The 23,010-nt window shown below is 73.8% G+C and carries 20 protein-coding genes; 9 read left to right on the top strand and 11 right to left on the bottom strand.

The features are described 5' to 3' along the window. The 3 genes from HA073_RS14005 to HA073_RS14015 form a co-directional block, all read right to left on the bottom strand. The coding region (locus HA073_RS14005) for a 6-phosphofructokinase (protein WP_166456728.1) at nucleotides 1-1,005 on the bottom strand (1,005 nt) is incomplete at its 3' end. 179 nt (nucleotides 1,006-1,184) lie between these two features. Beyond that, nucleotides 1,185-1,688, bottom strand: a complete 504-nt coding sequence (locus HA073_RS14010; protein WP_064445191.1) for a pyridoxamine 5'-phosphate oxidase family protein — start codon at nucleotides 1,686-1,688, stop codon at nucleotides 1,185-1,187. Nucleotides 1,689-1,744: 56 nt separating this feature from the next. After that, a complete protein-coding gene (locus HA073_RS14015) occupies nucleotides 1,745-2,248 on the bottom strand; it encodes a polyadenylate-specific 3'-exoribonuclease AS (protein WP_043329415.1) in 504 nt (167 codons plus the stop codon). A gap of 248 nt (nucleotides 2,249-2,496) precedes the next feature. Here HA073_RS14015 and HA073_RS14020 point away from each other — a divergent pair, with 248 nt between their 5' ends. Continuing rightward, complete coding sequence (locus tag HA073_RS14020; protein WP_013287664.1) at nucleotides 2,497-3,189, top strand: Crp/Fnr family transcriptional regulator; 693 nt, start codon at nucleotides 2,497-2,499, stop codon at nucleotides 3,187-3,189. A gap of 62 nt (nucleotides 3,190-3,251) precedes the next feature. On the opposite strand, the gene HA073_RS14025 is transcribed toward HA073_RS14020, so the two are convergent. Continuing rightward, nucleotides 3,252-3,494 carry a hypothetical protein gene (locus tag HA073_RS14025; protein WP_043329413.1) on the bottom strand — a complete coding sequence of 81 codons (243 nt, stop codon included), beginning with the start codon at nucleotides 3,492-3,494 and terminating at the stop codon, nucleotides 3,252-3,254. A gap of 59 nt (nucleotides 3,495-3,553) precedes the next feature. On the opposite strand from HA073_RS14025, the gene HA073_RS14030 reads away from it, so the two are divergent. Further along, nucleotides 3,554-7,102, top strand: a complete 3,549-nt coding sequence (locus HA073_RS14030) for an AAA family ATPase (protein WP_205797305.1) — start codon at nucleotides 3,554-3,556, stop codon at nucleotides 7,100-7,102. A gap of 3 nt (nucleotides 7,103-7,105) precedes the next feature. Here HA073_RS14030 and HA073_RS14035 read toward each other — a convergent pair whose 3' ends face one another. Beyond that, nucleotides 7,106-7,801, bottom strand: coding sequence for a 1-acyl-sn-glycerol-3-phosphate acyltransferase (locus HA073_RS14035; RefSeq protein ID WP_043329411.1), 696 nt, complete (start codon nucleotides 7,799-7,801; stop codon nucleotides 7,106-7,108). Between the two features lie 186 nt (nucleotides 7,802-7,987). Here HA073_RS14035 and HA073_RS14040 point away from each other — a divergent pair, with 186 nt between their 5' ends. Both HA073_RS14040 and HA073_RS14045 read left to right on the top strand, forming a co-directional pair. Continuing rightward, a complete protein-coding gene (locus HA073_RS14040; protein WP_043329408.1) occupies nucleotides 7,988-8,827 on the top strand; it encodes a DUF308 domain-containing protein in 840 nt (279 codons plus the stop codon). A 172-nt stretch (nucleotides 8,828-8,999) separates the two neighbouring features. Continuing rightward, nucleotides 9,000-10,418 (top strand): trehalose-6-phosphate synthase, encoded by a 1,419-nt coding sequence (locus tag HA073_RS14045; protein ID WP_043329406.1) that lies wholly within the window; start codon nucleotides 9,000-9,002, stop codon nucleotides 10,416-10,418. 16 nt (nucleotides 10,419-10,434) lie between these two features. Here the strand turns inward: HA073_RS14045 and HA073_RS14050 are convergent, their stop codons facing one another. From HA073_RS14050 to HA073_RS14075, 6 genes are all read right to left on the bottom strand, one after another. Next, on the bottom strand, nucleotides 10,435-11,259 hold the full coding sequence (locus HA073_RS14050) for an alpha/beta hydrolase (RefSeq protein WP_064445189.1): 825 nt from the start codon (nucleotides 11,257-11,259) through the stop codon (nucleotides 10,435-10,437). Beyond that, nucleotides 11,256-12,662, bottom strand: coding sequence for an NAD(P)/FAD-dependent oxidoreductase (locus HA073_RS14055; protein ID WP_043329402.1), 1,407 nt, complete (start codon nucleotides 12,660-12,662; stop codon nucleotides 11,256-11,258). The genes HA073_RS14050 and HA073_RS14055 overlap by 4 nt, the downstream gene beginning before the upstream one ends. 339 nt (nucleotides 12,663-13,001) lie before the next feature. Beyond that, the gene (locus HA073_RS14060) at nucleotides 13,002-13,700 is read right to left on the bottom strand and encodes an endonuclease/exonuclease/phosphatase family protein (protein ID WP_166456603.1); all 699 of its coding nucleotides are present in this window, start codon (nucleotides 13,698-13,700) and stop codon (nucleotides 13,002-13,004) included. Nucleotide 13,701: 1 nt separating this feature from the next. Then, nucleotides 13,702-14,649: an ROK family glucokinase gene (locus HA073_RS14065; RefSeq protein ID WP_030500161.1), complete on the bottom strand. Its 948-nt coding sequence runs from the start codon at nucleotides 14,647-14,649 to the stop codon at nucleotides 13,702-13,704. A 73-nt stretch (nucleotides 14,650-14,722) separates the two neighbouring features. Beyond that, a complete protein-coding gene (locus HA073_RS14070; RefSeq protein ID WP_043329396.1) occupies nucleotides 14,723-15,358 on the bottom strand; it encodes a hypothetical protein in 636 nt (211 codons plus the stop codon). A 47-nt stretch (nucleotides 15,359-15,405) separates the two neighbouring features. Continuing rightward, complete coding sequence (locus tag HA073_RS14075; RefSeq protein WP_043329393.1) at nucleotides 15,406-15,861, bottom strand: SRPBCC family protein; 456 nt, start codon at nucleotides 15,859-15,861, stop codon at nucleotides 15,406-15,408. Between the two features lie 166 nt (nucleotides 15,862-16,027). Here HA073_RS14075 and HA073_RS14080 point away from each other — a divergent pair, with 166 nt between their 5' ends. The 5 genes from HA073_RS14080 (at nucleotide 16,028) to HA073_RS14100 (ending at nucleotide 22,965) form a co-directional block, all read left to right on the top strand. Continuing rightward, nucleotides 16,028-17,827: a long-chain fatty acid--CoA ligase gene (locus HA073_RS14080; RefSeq protein WP_064446408.1), complete on the top strand. Its 1,800-nt coding sequence runs from the start codon at nucleotides 16,028-16,030 to the stop codon at nucleotides 17,825-17,827. Nucleotides 17,828-17,841: 14 nt separating this feature from the next. After that, nucleotides 17,842-19,536: a GAF domain-containing sensor histidine kinase gene (locus HA073_RS14085; RefSeq protein ID WP_043329391.1), complete on the top strand. Its 1,695-nt coding sequence runs from the start codon at nucleotides 17,842-17,844 to the stop codon at nucleotides 19,534-19,536. Nucleotides 19,537-19,543: 7 nt separating this feature from the next. Next, nucleotides 19,544-20,212, top strand: coding sequence for a response regulator transcription factor (locus HA073_RS14090; RefSeq protein WP_013287678.1), 669 nt, complete (start codon nucleotides 19,544-19,546; stop codon nucleotides 20,210-20,212). Between the two features lie 196 nt (nucleotides 20,213-20,408). Further along, a complete protein-coding gene (locus tag HA073_RS14095) occupies nucleotides 20,409-21,221 on the top strand; it encodes an SAM-dependent methyltransferase (RefSeq protein ID WP_043329389.1) in 813 nt (270 codons plus the stop codon). 76 nt (nucleotides 21,222-21,297) lie between these two features. Next, nucleotides 21,298-22,965 (top strand): bifunctional diguanylate cyclase/phosphodiesterase, encoded by a 1,668-nt coding sequence (locus tag HA073_RS14100; protein ID WP_205797365.1) that lies wholly within the window; start codon nucleotides 21,298-21,300, stop codon nucleotides 22,963-22,965. Nucleotides 22,966-23,010 lie beyond the last annotated feature (45 nt).

The raw sequence follows: 23,010 nt of genomic DNA on the forward strand, positions 1-23,010 counted from the left end.
CTCGGCGTACCGCTCCAGCGGCACGGTCTTCAGCTCGCGGGTGGCGTCGGCCAGCGGGACCCGGACGATGTCAGTGCTCTGCATCGCGACCATCTTGCCCCAGTCGCCCTCGTTCACGGCGTCGATCGCGTGGAGGCCGAGCCGGGTGGCGAGCACCCGGTCGAACGCGGTCGGCGTGCCACCGCGCTGGATGTGGCCGAGCACCACGGTGCGGGCCTCCTTGCCGGTCTTGGCCTCCAGCTGCTCGGCGAGCCACTGGCCGATGCCGCCCAGGCGGACGTGGCCGAACGCGTCCAGCTCCTGGTTGTGCAGCACCATCTGGCCGTCCAGCGGCTGGGCGCCCTCGGCGACCACGACGATCGGGGCGTACTGGTGCTGGAAGCGCTTCTCGACGTAGCCGGCGACCTGCTCGACGTCGAACTGCCGCTCCGGCAGCAGGATCACGTTGGCGCCACCGGCGAGGCCGGCGTGCAGCGCGATCCAGCCGGCGTGCCGGCCCATGACCTCGACCACGAGCGTGCGGTGGTGGCTCTCCGCGGTGGTGTGCAGCCGGTCGATCGCCTCCATCGCGATGTTCACCGCGGTGTCGAAGCCGAACGTGTAGTCGGTGGCGCCCAGGTCGTTGTCGATCGTCTTCGGCACGCCGATGACGTGGACGCCCAGCTCGTGCAGCTTGGTGGCGACGCCGAGCGTGTCCTCGCCGCCGATCGCGATCAGCGCGTCCACGCCCTGGGCGGCCAGGTTCTCCTTGATCCGCTCGACGCCGTTCTCGATCTTGAACGGGTTGGTGCGGGACGAGCCGAGGATGGTGCCGCCGCGGGGCAGGATGCCGCGCACCTCGGGGATGCCCAGCGGCTTGGTCAGGCCCTCGAGCGGGCCCTTCCAGCCGTCCCGGAAGCCCACGAACTCGTGACCGTAGGTGGCGACGCCCTTGCGGACCACCGCCCGAATCACCGCGTTGAGACCTGGGCAGTCGCCGCCGCCGGTGAGCACGCCGATACGCATGATCTGCTCATCCTCCTGGAGCATCAGGTGAAGCCCGGATAAGCCCCAGGATATGTGTCAGATCAGACCATCGGCGCCGTTGCCGGCCCGGGGCGGGCCGTCAGTGCGCACTGTAGTCGCCACAGGTGTACGCCGACACCGCACCCCGGGCCGTTCCGGACGACGGACGGCCCTACCCGTCAGTAGCTGACCTCGTGGTTCTCCCCCGCCTTCGGCGGCTTGCCGGTCACCGCCGCCCTGGCGAACCCGAGCAGGTTCACCACTGTGCTGCCGGGCGAGTCCCAGTACTCCGCCGAGCCGGCGTGCACCTTGATCAACGTGACCCCCGGCGTGTCCAGACCGTCCGGGAACCACACCTTGAGCAGCGGGTTCCACAGCTCCTTCGCCCGCTCGGGGTCCCACTCCTCGGTGGCGGTGCCGGCCACCGACACCCAGGCGTGGTGCCGCTGGTCGGAGAAACCGACGTTGACCTGGGGGTTGACCCGGATCTGCCGGATCTTGGCGGAGTCGGCGTACGCGAAGAACCACAGGTCCCCGTCGAACTCCGCCTCCTGCAGCCCCATCGGCCGGCTGACCAGCCGCCCGTCCACGCCGGTGGTGGTGAGCAGGCAGATCCGGGCGTCCCGGATCAGCTCGGTGACCCGGCGGCGGGCGTCCGCTGCGGTGGTCGGCTCGTTGCTCATGGGCACTCCTGTCTCAGATCGGCGTGATGCCGCTGCGGTGCCCGGGCCGGAACGGGTCAAACCTCCCGCGCGGTCATCGCCCGCCACCGAGCCAGGTTGTGCCGGGCGTCGACGAGCGCGTCGTGCCGGTCCGCCTCGGCGTCCGGCAGCCGGGGACGCCCCCGGTCGTCCCAGAGCTGACGCAGCTCCTTGGTGAACCGGGGGATCTCCCGGGGCAGCGCCGGCATCGCGCCCCAGAGCTGGGCCAGCACGACGTGGTCGTACGCGGCGTACCAGGCCCACAGCTCCAGCTGCTCGCCCGGCCGGTCCCGCACCGGCTCCAGCAGGAAGTCGTGCAGGTCGTCACGGATGCGCGCGCGCGAGCGCCAGGCCCGGTCGGCCGGCGAGGGGAGCTTGTCCAGCACGTTGCGCCGCACCCAGGGCACCGCCCGGGAGTCGTCGAACTCGGTGGAGACCGCGTAGAACTCGCGGCCGTACTCGTCGACGACGCCGATCGACACCAGGTCGACGATCCGGCCGTCCTCGATGAATTCGCAGTCGTAGAAATAGCGGTAGACCATCGCCCTCATCCTCGCCCATCACCGCCGGGGACCGCCCGCCGGGGCGTCCGCCGAGGTCGGCGGCGTGCCGGACACGGCCGGGCCATGGTCACGGAAGTGTCTCCGGGGGTGTACAGCACGCGACGGGACCGTCATGATCTGATGTGTACCGCCGTCGGGCGCCGAACCGGTTGAGCTGCCTTCGTACCGGGACTGACAGCTTCACCCGGTGTGCGAGTCGTGACTTCTGACCGGGGAGGGGTTGAGCCGTGGAGTCTCGCCTGCCGGAGCCGGGTGACGCGCTCACGGGCGTGGAGATGTTCGCCGGGCTCGAGCCGGAGGTGCGGCAGCGGGTCATCGCCGCGGCCGTACCGCGCACCTACCGCAAGGGGCAGCTGCTCTTCGTCGAGAACGACCCCGGCGAGTCGCTGATCGTCCTGCGCCGCGGCGCGGTCGCGGTGTTCCGTACCGCGCCGACCGGCGAGCGCGCGGTGCTGTCGGTGATCCGACCCCCGGACGTGCTCGGCGAGGTGTCCCTGTTGGACGCCTCCACCCGGTCCGCCTCGGCCGAGGCGATCGAGGACTGCGCCGCGCTGGCGCTGTCCCGGCCCGCCTTCATGGAACTGGTGCACTCCAACCCGCGCATCCTGGACGCGGTGATGCGCTCGCTCGGCCAGCTGATCCGCCGGCTCACCGAGCAGAACGCCGACCACGTCTTCCTCGACCTGCCGGGCCGGGTGGCCAAGACGCTGGTCCGGCTGGCCGGCGAGAGCCAGGCCCCGATGATCACCATCGAGCTGAACCAGAGCCAGCTCGCCGAGATGGCCGGCGGCTCGCGGCAGAGCGTCAACCAGGCCATCGGCTCGTTCGCCAGCCGGGGCTGGCTGCGTACCGAAGGGCGCCGCATCGTGGTCACCGACGTGGCCGCGCTGCGGCGCCGGGCCGGCATGAACGACCGCTGAGCGACGACGACGCGGGGGCCGGCGGTCGTCCCGCCGGCCCCCGCGTCGTCGTGGTCGGACCGTCAGTCCTTGTCGCTGTCGGCCGGGGGCGCGCTCGGGCCCGGGCCGATCTTCGAGGGGTCGGTCTTCTTCGGCGGGGTCGTCGTGGTGGTCGTGGTCTCGGTCGATCCGCTACCCGCGGGCTGCTCCACCATTCCTTTTTCCTCCAGTTCGGCGAGGGTTACGGCGTCCACGTCGACCGTGTCGCCGACGGCCCACACCGTCCCCCGTGGATCGGTCCATGAGGCGGACAGCCGGACGTGCACGGCAATCTCCCTGTCGACGGGACTTCCTGCTAGGGGAGACTAGACCCGGCCGAACAGCCGTGACGTCCCGCCGACCCGTCGGGTACCCGACTGCGGCGGCCGCGCGGGACACTGGGGACCTCACGCGTACGGAGCCGGACATCGACCTCACCTGTGGACACTGCGCCCGGACCGCCGGGCCGGACGACCGTTTCTGCGGCGGGTGCGGCCGTCCGCTGGCGGCGTCCTGCCCGGGCTGCGGGCACGCCAACGACACCGGCGCGAACTTCTGCACCAACTGCGGTCAGCCGCTGCGCGACCACGCGGTGGCGGTACAGGAGGACCGCCGGCAGGTCAGCGTGCTCTTCATCGACATCGTCGACTTCACCACGTACGCCGAGCGGGCCGATCCGGAGCAGGCACGCAGCCTGCAACAGGTCTACTTCGCCACGGTGCGCCGGCTGGTGCACCAGTACGGCGGCGTGGTGGAGAAGTACATCGGCGACGCCGTCATGGCGCTGTTCGGCGCGCCGGTGGCCACCGACAACGACGCGCTGCGCTGCGTACGCGCCGGGCTGGAGCTGCAGCGCAGCCTGGCCCGCCAGCCGGCCGGGCCGCACCCGCCGCTGGGTTTCCGGGTCGGCATCGCCACCGGCGAGGCCCTCGTCGACCTGGCCGCGGCGCGCGACGGCGGCCAGGCGTTCGTCACCGGCGACGTGGTGAACACCGCCAGCCGGTTGCAGGCGCTCGCCCCGGTCGGCGGTGTGGTGGTCGACGAGAGCACGTGGGCGGCCACCCGGCGCGAGATGGAGTACGCGGACCAGCCGCCGGTGACGTTGCGCGGCCGGTCCACGGTGAGCCGGATCTGGCTGGCCGTGCGGGCACGGCCCCGGCGCGACGGGCAGACCGCCGAGCTGACCCCGATGGTCGACCGGGACCACGAGCGGGGCCTGCTGGTCAGCGCGTTGCACCGCACGCTGACCGAGCGCACCTCGCAGTTGCTCACCGTCTTCGGCCCGGCCGGGGTGGGCAAGAGCCGGCTGCTGCGCGAGCTGGCCCGGCACGCCGCCAGCCTGCCCGGCGCCCGGGTCACCTGGCTGACCGGCCAGTGCCCGCCGTTCGGCGAGAACGTCACCTACGCCGCGCTCGCCGACATCGTCCGCAGCTGGGCCGGGCTGACCGGCGCCGACGACCCGGCCACCGTCCGGGACCGGCTGCGCGAGCGGCTGGGCCGCCTCGCCGAGCCGCACGCGGTACGGCTGGCCGAGGCGCTGGGCCCGCTCGTCGGCGTCTCCGGCGAACGGCTCACCTCGGCCGAGACCGAGGCGGCGTGGCGGCGCTTCCTGCTCGCCCTGGCCGCGACCGGCCCCACGGTGCTCGTCTTCGAGGACATGCACTGGGCCGACGAGGCGATGCTGTCCTTCGTCGAGCAGCTCGGCGCGGCGGCGCGCAACGTGCCGCTGCTCGTCGTCGCGACCGCCCGGCCGGAGCTGCGCGAGCGGCACCCGGCCTGGACCGGCACGATCAGCGGGGCGATGTCCATCTCGGTGCCGCCGATGCACGACGGGGACATCGACACGCTCTACTCGCTGCTGCTCGGCCAGGCCACGCTGCCGCAGGACGCGCGGGCGCCGCTGATCGAGTTCGCCGACGGCAACCCGCTCTACGCCCAGGAGTACGCGCGGATGCTGCTCGACGGCGGGCTCGCCGAGCGGACCGCCGGGCTCGCGCTCGTCGACCCGGCCGGGGTCGCCGGGATGCCGCGTACCGTGCAGGCGGTCATCGCCAACCGGCTGGACCTGCTCGACCCGGCCGACCGCGCGGTGCTCCAGGCCGCCTCGGTGGTGGGCGTGCAGTTCTGGGCGGCGCCGGTGGCGCTGGCGCTCGGCCGCCCGACGGAGTGGGTCGAGCGCGCGCTGCACCACCTCCAGCGCCGGGACCTGGTCTACGAGCTGCCCGTCTCGACCATGCCCGGCCAGGCCGAGTACCGGTTCCGGCACGTGCTGGTCCGGGACGTCTGCTACCAGCGGCTGCCCCGCGCCGAGCGGGTCGCCCGGCACCAGCGCACCGCCGACTGGCTGGAGCAGCTCGCCGACGGCCGGCAGCACGACCGGGCCGAGGTGCTGGCCAACCACAGGTGGGCGGCGCACGAGATCGCCCGTACCGTCGGGCTGGACCAGGCCCCGCACGCCGCCGCGACCCGGTCCGCGCTGCACCGGGCCGCCCGCCGGGCGTACGAGCTGCACGCGCTGGAGACCGCTGCCACGCTCGTGGAGCGCGCGCTGAGCGTGGAGTGCGGACCGGACCCGGCGCTGGAGCTGTTCCAGGCCGAGCTGGCGTTCTACCGGGACCGCGACGGGTTCCTCGACGGCGGCGGGACCGCGCTGCTCACCACGCTGGCCGGCCGGCTGGCCGACGCCGGTGACCGGCCCGGCGCGGCGAAGGCGTGGCGGCTGCTGGCCACGGCGGCCTTCGCCCGGGCCGACCGCTCGGAGCTGATGCGCTGCCTGGATCAGGCGATCGGGCTGCACGCCACGCTGCCGGACAGCGAGGACAAGGTGGGCGTGCTGCTGGAGCTGGCCCGGGCGCACATGCTCGACGCGGAGACCGAGCCGGCGTGCGTGGCCGCGCGCAGCGCCGCCGAGCTGGCCGAGCGGCTGGGGCTGCCCGAGGCGCGGGCGAACGCGCGCATCACGCTCGCCGTGGTCCGCTACCAGGCCGGCGCCGAGGAGGCGTACGCGGAACTGGCCGAGGTGACCGAGGAGTGCCGGGTGGAGCGGCTGACCAGCCGCCGCCGCGCGGTGCACAACCTGGCCTGGGTGCTGCAGGAGGAGGGCGACCTGACCGGCTCGGCCCGGCTGGTCGACGAGCAGCGGTCCCTGGACCTGGCCGGCGAGCACGCGCTGACGGTGAGCTTCAGCGACCAGTGGGCCCAGTCGTACTACAGCGGGGACTGGACGGCGGCGCTGCGGATGGCCGAGGGGTCGACGCGACGCCCGACCGACGAGTGGGACCTGCACATCGTGGCCGTGTCCGGCTGGATCCGGGCGCTCGGCGACGACCCGGCCGGCCCGGGCGCCGGCGAGGACCTGGTGGACCAGGCGCTCGTCGCGGCCCGGCGCAGCGGCTTCCAGCGCGTGCTGCGCTCCACGCTGGCGCACGCCGCGCTCTGCCGCGCCGTGCAGGGCCGCCGGGACGAGGCGATGGCGCTGCTCACCGAGCTGGACGAGGACTGGCGGCAGACCAAGATGATCCCGTTCGCCGAGTGGGTGCCGGCGGTCGGTCACGTCGCCGCGCTGCTCGGCGGCGACGCCGCGGAGCTGGTGCGCGACCTGCTGGCCCACGCGCCACGGGTGACCCGCTGGGCGCGGGCGGCCGGGGGGTCGGCCGAGGCGGCGCTGGCCCGGCGGGCCGGGGACGCCGCGCGGGCGGGCCGGCTGCTCACCACCGCCGCCGAGGGGTACGCGGAGATGACCGACGTGACCGACCAGATGATCGCGTCCGCGCTGGCGGTCGGGCCGTTGACCGAGGCGGACCCGCCGGCCGCGGCGGCGACGCTGGCCCGGGTACGCGCGTTCGCCGGCCGGCACGCCGCCGGTGGGCTGCTGCGGATCGCCGGGGCGGGCTGAGGGTCAGGCCGGTACCGGCTGGCGCGCCCCGGCGCCCTTGGCCTTCTGCGCGTACGTGTCGACGTACTCGCGGCCGGACAGCTCCATCAGCTCGTACATGATCTCGTCGGTGACGGCCCGTTCGACGAACCGGTCACCGGCCATCCCGGCGTAGCGGGAGAAGTCCAGCGGCGGCCCGAACCGGATCCGCACCCGGCCCAGGTTGGGGATGATCTGGCCGGTCGGCTGGATGGCGTCGGAGTTGAGCATGGCCATCGGGACCACCGGGGCGCCGCTCTCCAGCGCCAGCCGCGCCACCCCGGTCTTGCCCCGGTAGAGCCGGCCGTCCGGCGACCGGGTGCCCTCCGGGTAGATGCCGGCGATGCCGCCGGCCCGCAGCACCGACAGCTGGGTGTCGAGGGCGGCACGGGCGGCCCGGCCGCCGGAGCGGTCGACCGGGATGGTGCCGGAGCCGACGAAGAACATCTTGGTGAGCCAGCCCTTGAGGCCCCTACCCGTGAAGTATTCGGCTTTGGCGATGAATGTGACTTTTCGCTTGACGATCAACGGAGTGAAGATCGAATCCGAGAAGGAGAGGTGGTTGCTGGCGAGGATCACCGGCCCGGTGTCCGGCACGTGCTCCAGTCCCTCGACCTGCGGGCGGAAGATCAGCCTCAGCAGCGGGCCGAGGATGATGTACTTCAGCAGCCAGTACAGCACCGGCGTCCTTCCCGTGTCGGTGGCGGCGGGCGGGTCGCCGCGTGGCCCCGGAGGCACCGTCGGCGCCCGGAGGAGTCCGGGAAGAGGGTACGAACGACGAGCGGCACGCCACAACGCACTCCCGGAACCGGGTGCCGACGTGTCACGATTCAGGGCACGGGCAGGGATCGGCGAAGGGGGTGTCCGGTGTCAGGGGGCGGGCCCCGTCGGGGACGGCGGGACAACGGGCTCGACGCGGCCGAGTACGCGGTCGCGGGCGACGTCGATCCACGCGTCGGCGAGCACCTGCTCGACGTGCTCGCCGCCGGTGGCATCGCGGCCTACCTCCAGCCCTCGGCCGACCTGAACCCGGTGACCCGCACCACCACCGTCCCGGCCCGCCCGGTCGACCGGCTCTACGTCGACAGGTCGCACCTGACCACCGCCCGGGACTACCTCACCCAGCTCGCCGACGAGGGCGGCGGCGAGCAGCCGCGCGCCGACGAGCCGGACATCGAGGCCGAGTGGGCGAAGATCGTCGCCGGGTTCCACACCGCGCCGAGCGCCGGCAGCCACCCCTGGCCCGCGGCCGAGGACGTGGACGACCCGCCCCCGCCGGGCGCCGCCGCCGGCAGCCGCCCCGAGGAGCCGGCCGGCCCGACCGCCACCGACGTGCGCCGGCTGCCGTACGCGGCCGACATCTCCGGCGTCTCGCTCAGCCGGGACCGGCACGACGAGCCCTCGCTGCTGGACGGCCTGGACACGTTCGGCGCCAACCTGCCCGACGAGGCGTCGGACGAGGAGCACTACACCCCGCCCCCGCCGCCGCCGCTGCCCCGCTTCTCCAAGTACGCGGTGCTCGGCGTGGCCTGCATCGTGCTCGGCTTCCTGCTGTTCCTGTCCCCCACCGTGGTGTCGCTGGTCGACCCGTCGGTGGTGACGCTGCTCGGCTTCTCCGGCATCCTGGCCGGTTTCGTGATGCTGATCTGGCGGCTGCGCCCCGGCGACCGGGACGACCACGACCCGGACGACGGCGCGGTCGTCTGAGGTCGCGCCGCCCGGCTCTGCCCGGATGGCGGGACGCCGCTCGCCCCTGGGCCGGGACGTAACAAGCGTGTAACTTACAGTCAGTAGGAATAGGCTGAACGTCACGTCCCGCACCGGCTGTCCGGCTTGCGTCTCTTCCGGGTCGCCGGTCCCCTGCTGAGCGGAATGCCCGATGCGACAGAGCCCCCTGGTGGTGGTGGCCAACCGCCTCCCCATCGACGACAGTGTGGCGCCCGACGGCGCCTTCGAGTGGCGCCGCAGCCCCGGCGGCCTGGTGAGCGCCCTGCACCCGCTGCTGCGGCAGACGCCCGCCACCTGGGTCGGCTGGGCCGGCGGCACCGGTCCCGCCCCCGCGCTGCCGGACGTGGACGGCGTCCGGATGCACACCGTCCCGTTGAGCGCCGAGGACTTCCGCGACCACTACGAGGGCTTCGCCAACGCCACCCTCTGGCCGCTCTACCACGACGCCGTCGAGCAGCCGGAGTACCACCGCCGGTGGTGGGAGGCGTACCAGCGGGTCAACCAGCGCTTCGCCGAGGCCGCGGCCGAGACGGCCGAGCCCGGCGGCCTGGTCTGGGTGCAGGACTACCACCTCCAGCTGGTGCCCGGCCTGCTCCGCGACCTGCGACCGGACCTGCGGATCGGCTTCTTCCTGCACGTGCCGTTCCCGCCGCCGGAGCTGTTCATGCAGTTGCCGCGCCGCGCCGAGCTGCTGCGCGGCATGCTCGGCGCCGACCTGATCGGCTTCCAGCGGGCCCAGGCCGCGCACAACTTCGCCCAGCTCGCCACCAAGGTGCTCGGCCTGCCCGCCACCGACCGGCGGATCGGCGTCGACGGCCGGGTGGTGCGCATCGGCGCCTTCCCGGTCGCCATCGACACCGCCGAGATGTCCGCGCTCGCGGCCCGCCCGGAGGTCGCCGAGCGGGCCCGCCGCCTGCGGCAGGACCTGGGCCAGCCGGAGCAGGTGATCCTCAGCGTCGACCGGATGGACTACACGAAGGGCATCGAGCAGCGGCTCAAGGCGTACCGCGAGCTGCTCGCCAGCGGCGACATCAAGGTCCGCGACACCGTGCTGGTGCAGGTGGCGGTGCCCAGCCGTGACCGGGTGGCGCAGTACCAGATCCTGCGGGACCGGGTGGAGCACCAGGTCGGGCGGATCAACGGCGAGTTCGGCCGGGTCGGCGAGCCGGCGATCCACTACCTCTCCCAGCCGTTCGACCGGGCCGAGCTGGTCGCGCTCTACCGCGTCGCGGACGTGATGGCGGTGACGCCGCTGCGCGACGGGATGAACCTGGTCGCGAAGGAGTACGTGGCGGCCCGGGTCGACGGCACCGGCGCGCTGCTGCTCAGCGAGTTCGCCGGCGCCGCCTCCGAGCTGGAGCAGGCGTACCTGGTCAACCCGCACGACCTCGACGGCCTCAAGCAGGGGCTGCTGGCCGCGCTGCGGGCCGGCCCGGAGGACGTGTCGGCGCGGATGCGCGCGATGCGCGACCATCTGGCGCGCAACGACATCCACGCCTGGGCGGCGTCCTACCTGAGCGCGCTGGAGGAGAGCGGGTCGCTCGCCGGCCGCCGCGCCGCAACCCGCTGAGCCGGCGCCCCGGCGCTCACCCCGCCGCGGACGCCGGGTCCTTGTCCAGCCAGTCCAGGATCGCGTCGATCGGCTCCCGCCAGCGGGCGTCGAGCATCAGGTCGTGCCCCATGCCGGGGAAGAGCAGCGGCGCGGAGGCGTACCGCTGGGCGGCCCGGATCAGCGCGGACGCCGGCACGACCCGGTCGTCCGGGCTGCCCAGCACCAGCACAGGTGGCCGGCCCACCGCCGGCTCCGGCCCCCGGCCGGTCAGCAGCTGCCACTGCGCCCGCCGCCCGGCCCGGCCCAGCCGGGCCAGGTGCCGCCGGGCGTCGGCGTCGGGCAGCTCCCGGCTGAACAGCTGCCGCCGGTGCAGCCGCAGCCCGGCGCCGAAGACCGCCGGCAGGGTCCCGGCCGGATTTCGCCGCAACGCCGTGCCGAACGTCGCCCAACCGCCGAGCACCGGCGCCACCAGCACCGCGGCCCGCGCCGGGTAGCGGGCCAGCGCGTGCGCCACCACCCGGGCACCGGCGCCGTGCCCCACCAGCACCGCCTGCCGCGGCAGGCTCGCCGCCACCTGCGTCACGTCATGGGTGTACGACCGCAGCGTCGCCTCCGGCGCCGGCTCGCTGCCGCCGTGCCCGCGCAGGCTCAGCGCGTACGCCGGGAAGCCGCGACCGGCGGCGTGCCCCAGCCAGTGCTCGGCGAACGCCCACGCGCCGTGGCCGAAGCCGGGCACGAACAGCAGCGGCGGCTTCGCCTCCTCCCGCTCGGGTACGGCGGCGAGAACCTCGCGGCGGACGGCCCGCTCCGGCCGGGCCCACTCCCAGGACCGGACGACCCGCACACGCTCAACCGTCATTTGACACCCTCCAGCTCGTGCAGCGCCCGCTGGAGCGCACGCAGGTAGTCGGCGTGCCCGACCTCGAACCAGTGCCGGGTGCTGTCCTTGACCTTGGCCGAGTACCGCTCGCCGAGGCCCGCGCGGACCTTGCGTTCGAACGCGGCGGCCCGCTCCGGCCGGGTGGCGCGCAGCGTGAGCAGCCGGGCGAACAGCACGCTCTGCCAGTGCGAGATGGGGAAGATGCCGGAGTCCGGCTGCACCAGGCCGACCACGGCGAGCGTGGGATACCCGGCGGTGAACGCGTTGAGCCACAGCCGGGGCCGCCCGGACCCGTCCTCGTCGCCGAGCACCTGTCCCTTGAGGAACTCGAAGCGCGGCAGGTAGCCGGTGGCGAAGACGACCAGCTCCGGGTCGATGCGCCGGCCGTCGGTCAGCTCGACCGCGCGGTCGTCGAACCGGGCCACGTCCGGCACCGGCGTGACCTCGCCGTGCCCGACGTAGTAGACGAGCTGGCTGTTGGCGATCGGGTGCGTCTCGTAGACGCGGTGGTCGGGCTCGGGCATGCCGAACCGGGTCAGGTCGCCGACGGTCAGCCGCAGCGTCCAGTGGTAGAGCCACTGCCGGACCCGCAGTGGCACCCGCAGCGCCAGCAGCGTGTCGTTGACCTGGTCGGCGGGGCGGCCGAGGACGTACTTCGGGGCGTACCAGTAGCCGCGCCGGGTGGAGTGCCAGCAGTGCGACGCCTGCTGGGCCGCCTCGACCGCGATGTCGCAGCCGGTGTTGCCGGCGCCCACCACCAGCACCCGCTTGCCGCGCAGCTGCGCCGGGTCCTTGTAGGACGAGGCGTGCATGACCTCGCCCCGGAACTGCTCCAGCCCTTCGTAGCGGGGCAGCTTCGGCGACCAGTTGTGCCCGTTGGCGAGCACCACGGCGGCGTACCGGGAGGTGCGTTCGGGGCCGTAGCCGCCGGTGCTGCGCGTGGTCACGTCCCACCGGTCCCCCTCGACCGGCTCGACCCGGACCACCTCGGTGCCGAACCAGACGTGCTGGCGCAGGTCGAAGTGGTCGGCGTACCGCTCGAAGTAGGACAGCAGCTGGCTGTGGTGCGGGTAGTCCGGCCAGTCGTCCGGCATCGGGAAGTCGGGGAACTGGGTGAACGGCCGGGACGAGATCAGGTGCGTGCTGGCGTACACCGGGCTGCGGTCGTGCCGCCAGTTCCAGGCGCCGCCGACGCCTGTCTCCCGCTCGTAGCAGTCCACGCCGAAGCCGGCCTCGCGGAGGTTCTTGACGGCGGTCAGGCCGCTGGCGCCGGCGCCGATGACGCAGACCGTGTCACCCCGGTCGGAGACCGGGCGTTCGGCACGGCTCGATGCGACCGTGGAGTCCGGATCGGGGTGGCCGGGGTCGGTGGAGGAGGACACCGCGAAATCCTGCCGAGAATGCCAGCGGTTGTCCAGCCACCGATTTCGCCGCCGCCCACCCGCTCGACTCGCTTGACACAGCGTCACCGCCGACCCGGTCACCGAGCGTGAATGGACCGGCCGCGCCGGAGGCGTACCTCGTGCGCCCTTTGCTCTGCCGCCACGGACGCGGCACCGGCGGGAGCTGGCCTGACGCCTCTCGGTCGGCCGGCCGGGAAGCGGCCGCCGATCACGACGGGTAACTGATGCGCATGTGGCGGCAGAGCAAAGGCGGCGAAGCGGTTGTCCTGCCGGCCGCCGGGTCCGTGACCGTGCGTCACGACCGGCGGTCCGCGGCCGTCAGGCGGTGGGCAGCAGCAGGTCCACCAGGACCGGGAAGTGGTCGCTGGCGCGGCGGGTCAGCGGCGTGTCCACCACGTCGTAGTCGACCACTGTGATCCGGGGGTCGACGAACAGCGCGTCGATGCGGCGGCGCGGGTCGGCGCAGGAGAACGTGTGCCGGTCGGCCCGGTCGGCGGCCAGCGCCGCGTCGGTGAGCCCCTCGGCGACCGTCCGCCAGGCCGGCCCGTCCGGGCCCTCGTTGAGGTCCGCGCCGGCCACCACGGGCAGCGTCGACGCGGCCAGCTCCCGCTTGAACGCGGCCGCCTGCGCGGGCCGCTCGGCCGGGTCGGTGGACAGGTGCGAGCCGGCCAGCAGCACGTCGACGCCGCCGACCCGGCAGCGCGCGTACGCGGCGCCGCGCATGTGCCGCCCCGGCGTCAGCGGATAGCGCTGGCAGCTGGTGTCGGTGACCCGCACCCGCAGGCTGGTCAGCAGCACGTTGCCCAGCGACGGCAGGCCACCGGCCGCCACGACCATGCCGAACGACTCGGCGAGCGCGGCGCACTTCTGCCGCCACCGGAACCGGCGCGGTCCCTCCTGGACGATCACCACGTCCGGCTCCGCGCCCCGGACCACCTCGGCCAGCGCGGCGGTGTCGTCCCGCTGGCCGTGGACGTTGTACGACAGCACCCGCAGCGGCACACCCGAGTCCGTCATGTCAGATCCGCCGGGCCAGGTCGGCGGCGCCGATCACACCTGCGGTGTTGCCCAGCTCGGCCGGACGCACCTCGGCGACGGGCAGGCGGCTGCGCTGGGCCAGCGCCTCGGCGAACGACCGGCGGGTCGGGCCGAGCAGCAGGTCACCGGCGTCGATCACGCCGCCGCCCACCACCAGCACCTGCGGGTCGAGGATCTGCGCCATGTCGGCGAGGCTGGTGCCGAGCCAGCGGCCGACCTGGGCGAACGCCTCGGTGGAGACCGGGTCGCCGCCCTTGGCCGCGGCGGTCACCATCGGGCCGGTGATCGACTCGGCCTCGCCGTCGGCCAGCTCCAGCAGCGCGGTGGCCCGGTGCGGCTCCTGCCGGGCGGCGGCGCGGGCGAAGCGGACCAGGGCGCTGCCGCTGGCGTACTGCTCGATGCAGCCCAGCCGGCCGCAGCCGCACTGGTGGCCGTCCGGCACGGTGAGCATGTGCCCCAGCTCGGCGGCGATGCCGTTGGCGCCGCGGACCAGGCCGCCGCCGAGCACGATGCCGCCGCCGACGCCGGTGCCGATGGTGAACATGACCATCGAGTCGTCGGCGTCGCGGGCCGCACCGTAGCGGAACTCCGCCCACGCGGCCACGTTCCCGTCGTTCTCCACGATCACCGGCAGGCCGGTGGCGTCCCCGACGTACGTGCGCAGCGGCTCGTCCCGCCAGGCCAGGTTCGGGGCGAACAGCACGGTGGAGCGGGAGGCGTCGATCCAGCCGGCGGCGCCGATGCCGACCGCCTCGACGGCGTGCCCGGCGGCCAGTTCGGTGACCACCTCGATGATGACGTCGCGGGTCTTGGCCACGTCGTCGGCGGGGGTGTCCCGTCGCGTCTGCACGAGTACCGTGCCGGCGTCGTCCACGACACCGCCGGCCACCTTCGTGCCACCGACGTCGACTCCGATGGTCAGCGTCACCGCTGCCACTCCCCTCTGCTGTGCTGCCCGGGGACCGGCCGAACCAGCCGTACGGTCCCGGGATGTCCGGTGGTCAGGCCCCGTCGCCTGGTGCGTCCGCGCCCACCTCTCCGGACGCCCGCGAGGCGGGCACCACGGGACGGCCGGCCGGTGGCCGGCTCGTCGCCGGCTCCGGCGGCCCGGCGGCGTCGGCGGCGGCACCCGAATCGGCCGCGCCCTCCCCCCGGGTGGCGGCGGACCACACGTCCTGCTCGGGTGCCGGCTGAGAATCATGCCCGGTACGGGTCGCCTCGCGCCACACGTGGTCCCCGGATCCGTCCGCCGCGGCGGTGCCGTCGTCGGCGGTTCGCTCCGGCTCGGCGGGGGTGAACGCGCGCAGCAGGCTCGCCACGCCGGCCGCCAGGTCCCCGGCGCCGGTGGCGAGCCGCTCGGCGAATTCCGGACTCGGGTCGCGCAACGCGGCGATACCGCGACAGACGGGGCAGACACAGCATTCCGGCGAGCCGGTGGCGAAACCGGCGGGCGCGGGCGTCTCCGGAGCGGGCCCGGCGCCGGGCGGGGTGTGACCGAGGACACCGGAGAGGATCCCACCGAGCGGACCCCAGGCGCCGGAGCCGGGCGCCGCGGCGGCCATCTTCGCGCCGGCGAGCAGGGTGGCGACGAGGCGCTCGGCCTCTTCCCGGGCCGAACCCGGATCAGTGGTGCCCATGGTTCGGCTCCTCCAGCGTGACTACCGGGACGGTCGGGACGGTCGGGTCAGTGCGCCGCACCGGGTGCTTCTACCCGGCGCTTGAGCTGCTTCAACGCCGTATCCATGATCATTTTCTCGGCCTTGCGGCGGAACATGCCGAGCATCGCCACGGACAGCTCCACCTCCAGCGTGTAGGTCACCGTGGTCGTCCCGTCCGGGTTGCCCACCAGGTCGTACGACCCGCGCTGGGACCGCTGCATCTTCGACGGGGCGACCAGGCGCCACTCGATCCGGGAGATGTCCTCGGCGTACTCGTAGGCCAGCACGTACTCGTCGGCCAGCACGCCCGCGTCGAGGGTGAACCGGACCTGGCTGGCATAGCCGTCCTCGTACTCCTCGATCACCTCGGCCTCGCGTACCGCCTCGGTCCACTCGGGGTAACTGGGGAAGTCGCAGATGACGGCCGCCACCCGATCCGGTGACGCGCCGATGATGATCGACTGGGTGGAGGAGTCCGCCATGGGGGGAGGCTACCCGGCCGCGTCCCGCCCGGCGCCGCTCCACCCGCCGACGGGCCTCCCACCAGCCGGTCGGCCAACCTCCCTGGCCGACCCCCCGGGGTGTGCGGGTAGGTTTCGACAGAGCCGACCAGGCCGGCCCCCGCCGGTAGAGCACGAGGGAGTGCAGGTGCGCGAGTTCTCCGTCCCGCCGATCGTCACCGTCGGCGACGCGGCCAACCTGACCGACCCGGTCTGGGAAAACGCCGAGGTCGCCCCGGACACCGTGCAGTTCGTCCGTCCCGGCGCGGGGACGGCGCGCGAGGAGGTGACCTGCCGGCAGTTCCGCGACGAGGTGGTCGCGGTGGCCCGGGGCCTGATCGCGGCGGGCGTCTCCCCCGGCGACCGGGTCGGCCTGATGAGCCGCACCCGCTACGAGTGGACCCTGTTCGACTACGCGATCTGGGCCGCCGGCGCGGTCACCGTGCCGATCTACGAGACCTCCAGCGCCGAGCAGGCCGCCTGGATCCTCGGCGACTCCGGCGCCGTCGCCGTGGTGGTGGAGAGCACCGCGCACGCCACCCTGGTCGCCGGCGTCCGGGACCGGCTGCCCGAGCTGCGCGAGGTCTGGCAGATCGAGCTGGGCGCGGTGGACGACCTGGTCACCGCCGGCGAGGCGGTGGACCCGGCCGAGGTCGAGACGCGCCGTTCCATGCTCAAGGCCGGCGACGTCGCCACGATCATCTACACCAGCGGCACCACCGGCCGGCCGAAGGGCTGCGTGCTGACCCACCGCAACATCTACACCGACATCGCCAACGCGGTGCCGGTGCTGCCGAACCTGTTCCGCCCGGGCGCCTCGACGCTGCTGTTCCTGCCGCTCGCGCACGCCTTCGCCCGGCTCATCCAGGTCGGCGTGGTGCACGCCCGGGCCACCATGGCGCACTGCGCGGACACCAAGAACCTGGTCGCCGAACTGCAGGACGTCAAGCCGACGTTCGTGCTCTCCGTACCCCGGGTCTTCGAGAAGGTCTACAACGGCGCGCGGCAGAAGGCCGAGTCCGAGGGGAAGGGCAAGATCTTCGACCGGGCGGAGAAGGTCGCCATCGCCTGGAGCGAGGCGCAGGAGCTGCCCGGCGGTCCCGGCCTGGGCCTGCGCGCGCAGCACGCCCTCTTCGACAAGCTGGTCTACCGCAAGCTGCGGGCGGCGATGGGCGGCCGGTGCCGCGACGCCATCTCCGGCGGCGCGCCGCTGGGCGCGCGCCTCGGGCACTTCTTCCGCGGCATCGGGGTGACCATCTGCGAGGGGTACGGCCTGACCGAGACCTCCCCGGCCGCCGCCGCGAACCTGCCCACCGGCACCCGGATCGGCACCGTCGGCCGCCCGCTGCCCGGCGTCACCATCCGGATCGAGGACGACGGCGAGGTCCTCATCGCCGGCGACATCGTCTTCCAGGGCTACTGGCACAACGAGGCGGCCACCGCCGAGGCGATCAGCGCCGACGGCTGGTTCCGCACCGGCGACCTCGGGCACCTCGACGAGGACGGCTACCTGAGCATCACCGGCCGCAAGAAGGAGATCATCGTGACCGCCGGCGGCAAGAACGTCGCCCCGGCGGTGCTGGAGGACCAGGTCCGGGCGCACCCGCTGATCAGCCAGTGCGTGGTGGTCGGCGACCGGCAGCCGTTCATCGCCGCGCTCGTCACCATCGACGAGGAGGCGCTGCCGAAGTGGCTCGCCGCGCAGGGCCGCCCGGAGACCACGAGCATCGCCGAGCTGCGCGAGGACGCGACGCTGCGCGCCGAGGTGCAGGGCGCGATCGACCAGGCCAACCAGGCGGTCTCCAAGGCCGAGGCGATCAAGGTGTTCCGGATCCTGCCGCAGGACTTCACCGAGACCACCGGTGAGCTGACCCCGTCGCTGAAGGTCAAGCGGCAGGTCGTGCACAAGACGTACGCCTCGGAGATCGCGGAGATCTACCAACGCTGACTACGATCCGTCACGTGCCCGCCTCCACATCCGGCCAGCCGCAGACGCAGCCCCTCGCGGTCGCGGCCCGCGCGGTCCTCCTCGCGCTGGTCGCCGCCCTGACCCTGTTCGCCACCCGCGACGCCGCCCAGCTCTGGTGGATCGCCCTGCTGGGCGTCGCGGGGCTGCCCGCCGTGCTCGCCCCACAGCACCGGCTGCTCACCCCGATCAGCAGGTTCGCCGAGGTGGTGGTGCTCGGGCTGGCCGCCAGCCAGGTCGCCGCCGACACCCACCTCACCGGTGTCACCGGCGGGGTGGGCGCCTCGGCGGTGCTGCCGTACCTCGCGGTGCCGGTCACCGTGACCGCGCTGAGCCGCCGGTTCCGCGAGGGCGCCGCGCTGCTCGCGGTGGCGGCGGCGACGCTCGTGGCGAGCGCCGCGTTCACCCGGGTCGACGGCGGCGCGCAGCTCGGTCAGGTCGGCTACCTGGCGGTCTGCGCCCAGTGGCTGATCCTGGCCGGTCTCGGCCTCTACACCGCCGGCACGCTCCAGCGCGTGATGCGGGTCCGCGGCGAGGGCAAACCCCAGCCGTACGCCGAGGCGACCCGGCTGCTCACCCAGTTGCGTACGGTCGCCCGCCAGCTGCCCGGCGCCACGCTCGACCCGGGCGGCATCTCCGAGCACCTGCTGGAGGAGCTGCGGGTGGTGGCGAAGACCGACCGGGGCGCGGTGCTCTCCGCCAGCGGCGGCGGCCGGCTGGTGGTGCTGGCCCAGATCGGCGCGGACCGGGTCGACTGGGAGACCACGCTCGACGCCGACTCGGCCATCGCCGACGCCTGGGCCAGCCAGCAGCCGACCGTCTCGTCCCGGTCGCAGGCCCGGTCCCGGCACTCCGGCGAGGTCTCCGCGCTGATCGTGCCGCTGGTGGCGGGCGTACGCACGGTCGGCCTGGTGGTGATCGAGGCGGACACCGCCGCCGCGTACCCGCCGCCGGTGGTGTCCCGGGTGACGGCGCTGACCGGCCCGGCGGCGCTGCGGCTGGAGGCGGCGCTGCTCTTCGACGAGGTGCGCTCGCTGGCGACCAACGAGGAGCGGCAGCGGCTGGCCCGGGAGATCCACGACGGGGTCGCCCAGGAACTGGTCATGGTCGGGTACGGCATCGACAACGCCCTGGCCACCGTGCACGAGGACGCCGACGAGACCGCCGACTCGCTGCGCACGCTGCGCCAGGAGGTGACCCGGGTGATCACCGAGCTGCGGCTGAGCCTGTTCGAGCTGCGCAGCGAGGTGGACCGGCACGGTGGCCTGGCCGCCGCCATCGCCGAGTACGCCCGCACCGTCGGCGCCTCCGGCGGCCTGCGGGTGCACCTGTCACTCGACGAGTCCACCGCCCGGCTGCCGGCCGCCACGGAGGCCGAGTTGCTGCGCATCGCGCAGGAGGCGGTGACGAACGCCCGTAAGCACGCCGGCGCGTCGAATCTGTGGGTCACGTGCGAGGTGGATCCCCCGTACACCCGAATCGAAGTGTCGGATGACGGTCACGGCATCGGTGACCAGCGCCCGGACGGGCACTATGGCCTTGCGATCATGGCCGAGAGGGCGGAACGTATCCGAGGCCGGTTGGAGATCAGGCCACGTCGACCCAGTGGGACGACAGTGGCCGTGGTGCTCGGCTCGTCGCCCCGGCGCGATAAGGTGCGCGGCAGCGCCGCAGCAGCAGAAGGGGAGTAACCCGAGGATGACCAGCAGTCCGACACCGGCCACCCGTACCAAGGTTCTCCTAGTCGACGACCACGACCTCATCCGTAAGGGTCTTCGTCACGCGTTCGAGCGTGACCGCCAGTTCGAGGTCGTGGGCGAGGCCGCCACCGCCGCGGAGGGCGTGCGCCAGGCCGGCGCGCTCCAGCCCGACGTGGTGATCATGGACCTTCGCCTGCCCGACGGCAGCGGCCTGGAGGCCACCCGCGCCCTGCGCAAGTCCAGCGCGTCGATGGGCATCGTCGTGCTGACCATGTACGCCGGCGACGACCAGCTCTTCGGCGCCCTGGAAGCCGGCGCGAGCGCGTTCGTGCCGAAGACCGCGCCGGCCGACGAGGTGGTCGCCGCCGCCCGGCACGCCGCCTCCTCCCCCAGCGCGTTCACCGCCGCCGACCTGGCCGAGGCGATGAAGCGCCGGCTGGCCCCGTCCGGCCCGCAGCTGTCCCCCCGTGAGGGCCAGGTGCTGCGGCTGCTCGCCGACGGCATGAGCGTGGCGGGCATCGCCAAGCAGCTGTTCGTCAGCGAGTCGACCGCCAAGACCCACATCTCCAAGCTCTACGAGAAGCTGGGCGCCGCCAACCGGGCCCAGGCGCTGATGACCGCGCTGCGGCTGGGCCTGCTCGAGGCACCGGACGCGCCCAAGTTCTGAGGCACACCGCCGGAAGAGGCCCCGTCCACCGCGGACGCGGGCCTCTCCGGCGTCGTGGGTGCGGCTGACCGCGTACGGTGAACGGCCGGACGCATAGCGACGACGGTCTTTGCACCACGACGGCGGAGGGGCAGAATACCCGGGTGATCCGCGCGGCGGTGACCACCGCGCGCCGTCGACACCCGAGGGGCAGGACATGCAGCGGCCGGACTGGGCACCCGAGACGATCGACATCGAACGCCCCAGCGTCGCCCGCATGTACGACTACTACCTCGGCGGCTCGCACAACTTCGCCGCCGATCGGGCGGCCGCCCGCGCGATGGTGGAGGCGGTGCCGGAGGCGCCACTGATGGCCCAGGCCAACCGCGCGTTCCTGCGCCGGGCCGTGCAGTACCTCGCCCAGGCCGGCGTCCGCCAGTTCCTCGACATCGGCTCCGGCATCCCCACCGTCGGCAACGTGCACGAGATCGCCCAGCGGATCGACGGGCAGTCGCGCGTCGTCTACGTCGACGTGGACCCGGTGGCGGTGGCGCACAGCCAGGAGATCCTGGCCGGCAACGAGCACGCCACCGTGCTCCAGGAGGACCTGCGCCGCCCGGAGGCGATCCTGACCCATCCGGAGGTCACCCGGCTGCTGGACTTCAGCCGTCCGGTCGCGGTGATGATCGTGGCGGTGCTGCACTTCATCCCGGACAGCGACCGCCCCGAGGAGATCCTGCGGACGCTGCGCGGAGCACTGGCGCCCGGCAGCCACCTGGTGCTCTCCCAGGCCAGCGAGGAGGGCCGCGACGGCACCGGCGAGCGGGCCGAGGCGGAGCGGGTCTACCGGCGCACCGACAGCCAGCTCTGGATCCGCAGCCGGGCCGAACTGACCGCGCTGTTCGACGGCTTCGAACTGGTCGACCCGGGTGTGGTGTGGGTGCCGCAGTGGCGGCCGGACTCCCCCGACCAGGCCGAGAACGCCGAGCGGGCCGTGTTCATGGGCGGGGTCGGGCGGCTCGGTGGGTGACGACGCGGCCCGCAGCAGGCCCGGCGTGTTCGCCCGGGCCTGGGCCAAGGCGGTGTCCGGCACCAGCTACCTGCCGATGACCCAGTCGCAGCTGGAGGAGATGCTGCAACGGCTCACCGAACGGCTGGCCCAGGCGCTGCGTGCCGAGCCGTTCGACCTGCGGATCGGCCAGCAGGTCGGCGCGGAGCTGGTGCAGGCGCACATCGCCTCCGCCGAAGGGCTGGGCCGCACCGTCGAGGTGATCCAGCTGCGCCTGGTCCGCGACCTCGACCTGGTCGTCGACGACGTCGAGGACCGGATGGCCCGGCTGCTCGCCACCGTCGCCACCGGGTACGCCCGCGCGCTGCGCGACCGCACGCTCGACGAGCAGGAGTCCATCCGCCGGGCCGCCATGATGGCCCGTGCGCAGGCGGAACGGGCGCTGCGCGACAGCGAGGCCCGGTTCCGGCACCAGGCCACCCACGACCCGCTCACCGGCCTGCCCAACCGCACGCTGTTCACCGAGCGGCTGGCCGCCGCGATCAACCGGGGCGCCGACCGGGTCGGCGTCTGCTTCCTGGACCTGGACCGGTTCAAGGTCGTCAACGACTCCCTCGGCCACCAGGTCGGCGACTCGTTGCTGGTCGCGGTGGCGCAGCGGCTGCACGAGGCGCTCGGCGAGCATCTGGTGGCCCGGCTCGGCGGCGACGAGTTCGTGATCCTGATCGAGCGCACGACCGGCACCGACGACGCGGTGCAGGTCGCCGAGGCGGCGCTGGCCGCGGTACGCGAGCCGGCGCTGGTCGACGGCCACGAGCTGACCGTCTCGGCGAGCATCGGCATCGTGGAGCGCCCGGTCGCGGGCACCTCCCCGATGGAGCTGATGCGCGCGGCCGACAGCACGCTGCACTGGGCCAAGGCCGCGGGCGGGGCCCGCTGGTCGCTGTTCGACGCCGACCGCAACCGCCGCGACCTGGCCCGGTACGCGCTGTCCGCGGCCATCCCCGCCGCCCTGGACCGGGGCGAGTTCTACCTCGACTACCAGCCGCTGACGTCCCTGCGCGACGGGCGGGTCCTCGGCATGGAGGCGCTGGTCCGCTGGCGCCACCCCGAACTGGGCGTGCTGCGGCCGGACAGCTTCATCCCGCTGGCCGAGGAGACCGGGCTGATCGTCCCGCTCGGCAGCTGGGTGCTGGCCGAGGCGTGCCGCGAGGCGGGCACCTGGTCGGCGGTCGACGGCGACGCGCCGTTCGTCAGCGTCAACCTCGCCGTACGCCAGTTGCACCGGGCCGACCTGGTGCCCGAGGTACGCGGCGTGCTCGGCCGCACCGGCCTGCCGCCGCGCCGGCTGCAACTGGAGATCACCGAGAGCACCATGATGAGCACCGTGGTCGAGCCGGTGCGGGCGCTGCGGGTGCTCGGTGACCTGGGGGTCCGGGTCGCCATCGACGACTTCGGCACCGGCTACTGCAACCTCGCGTACCTGCGGGACCTGCCGGTCGACGAGCTGAAGGTGGCCGGTGAGTTCGTCACCGGCCTGCGCGCGCCGGACAGCGGCACCGACGAGCGGATCCTCGCCTCGCTCGTGTCGCTGGCGCACGCGCTGGACCTGACCGTCACCGCCGAGGGCGTGGAGACGGCCGACCAGGCGGACCGGCTGCGCGCGATCGGCTGCGACGCCGGGCAGGGCTGGCACTTCGGCCGCCCCGGCCCGGCGGCACCGCACCTGGGCCGGGTGCCCGTGCACGTCGAAGCCGTCTCCTGAGGCGGCTCGGCGGTCGTGCCGGAGCCGCTTGCGGGCCGGGGGCGG

The organism is Micromonospora sp. CMU55-4 (genome assembly GCF_011602315.1).
In the GTDB taxonomy this organism is placed as follows: domain Bacteria; phylum Actinomycetota; class Actinomycetes; order Mycobacteriales; family Micromonosporaceae; genus Micromonospora; species Micromonospora chalcea.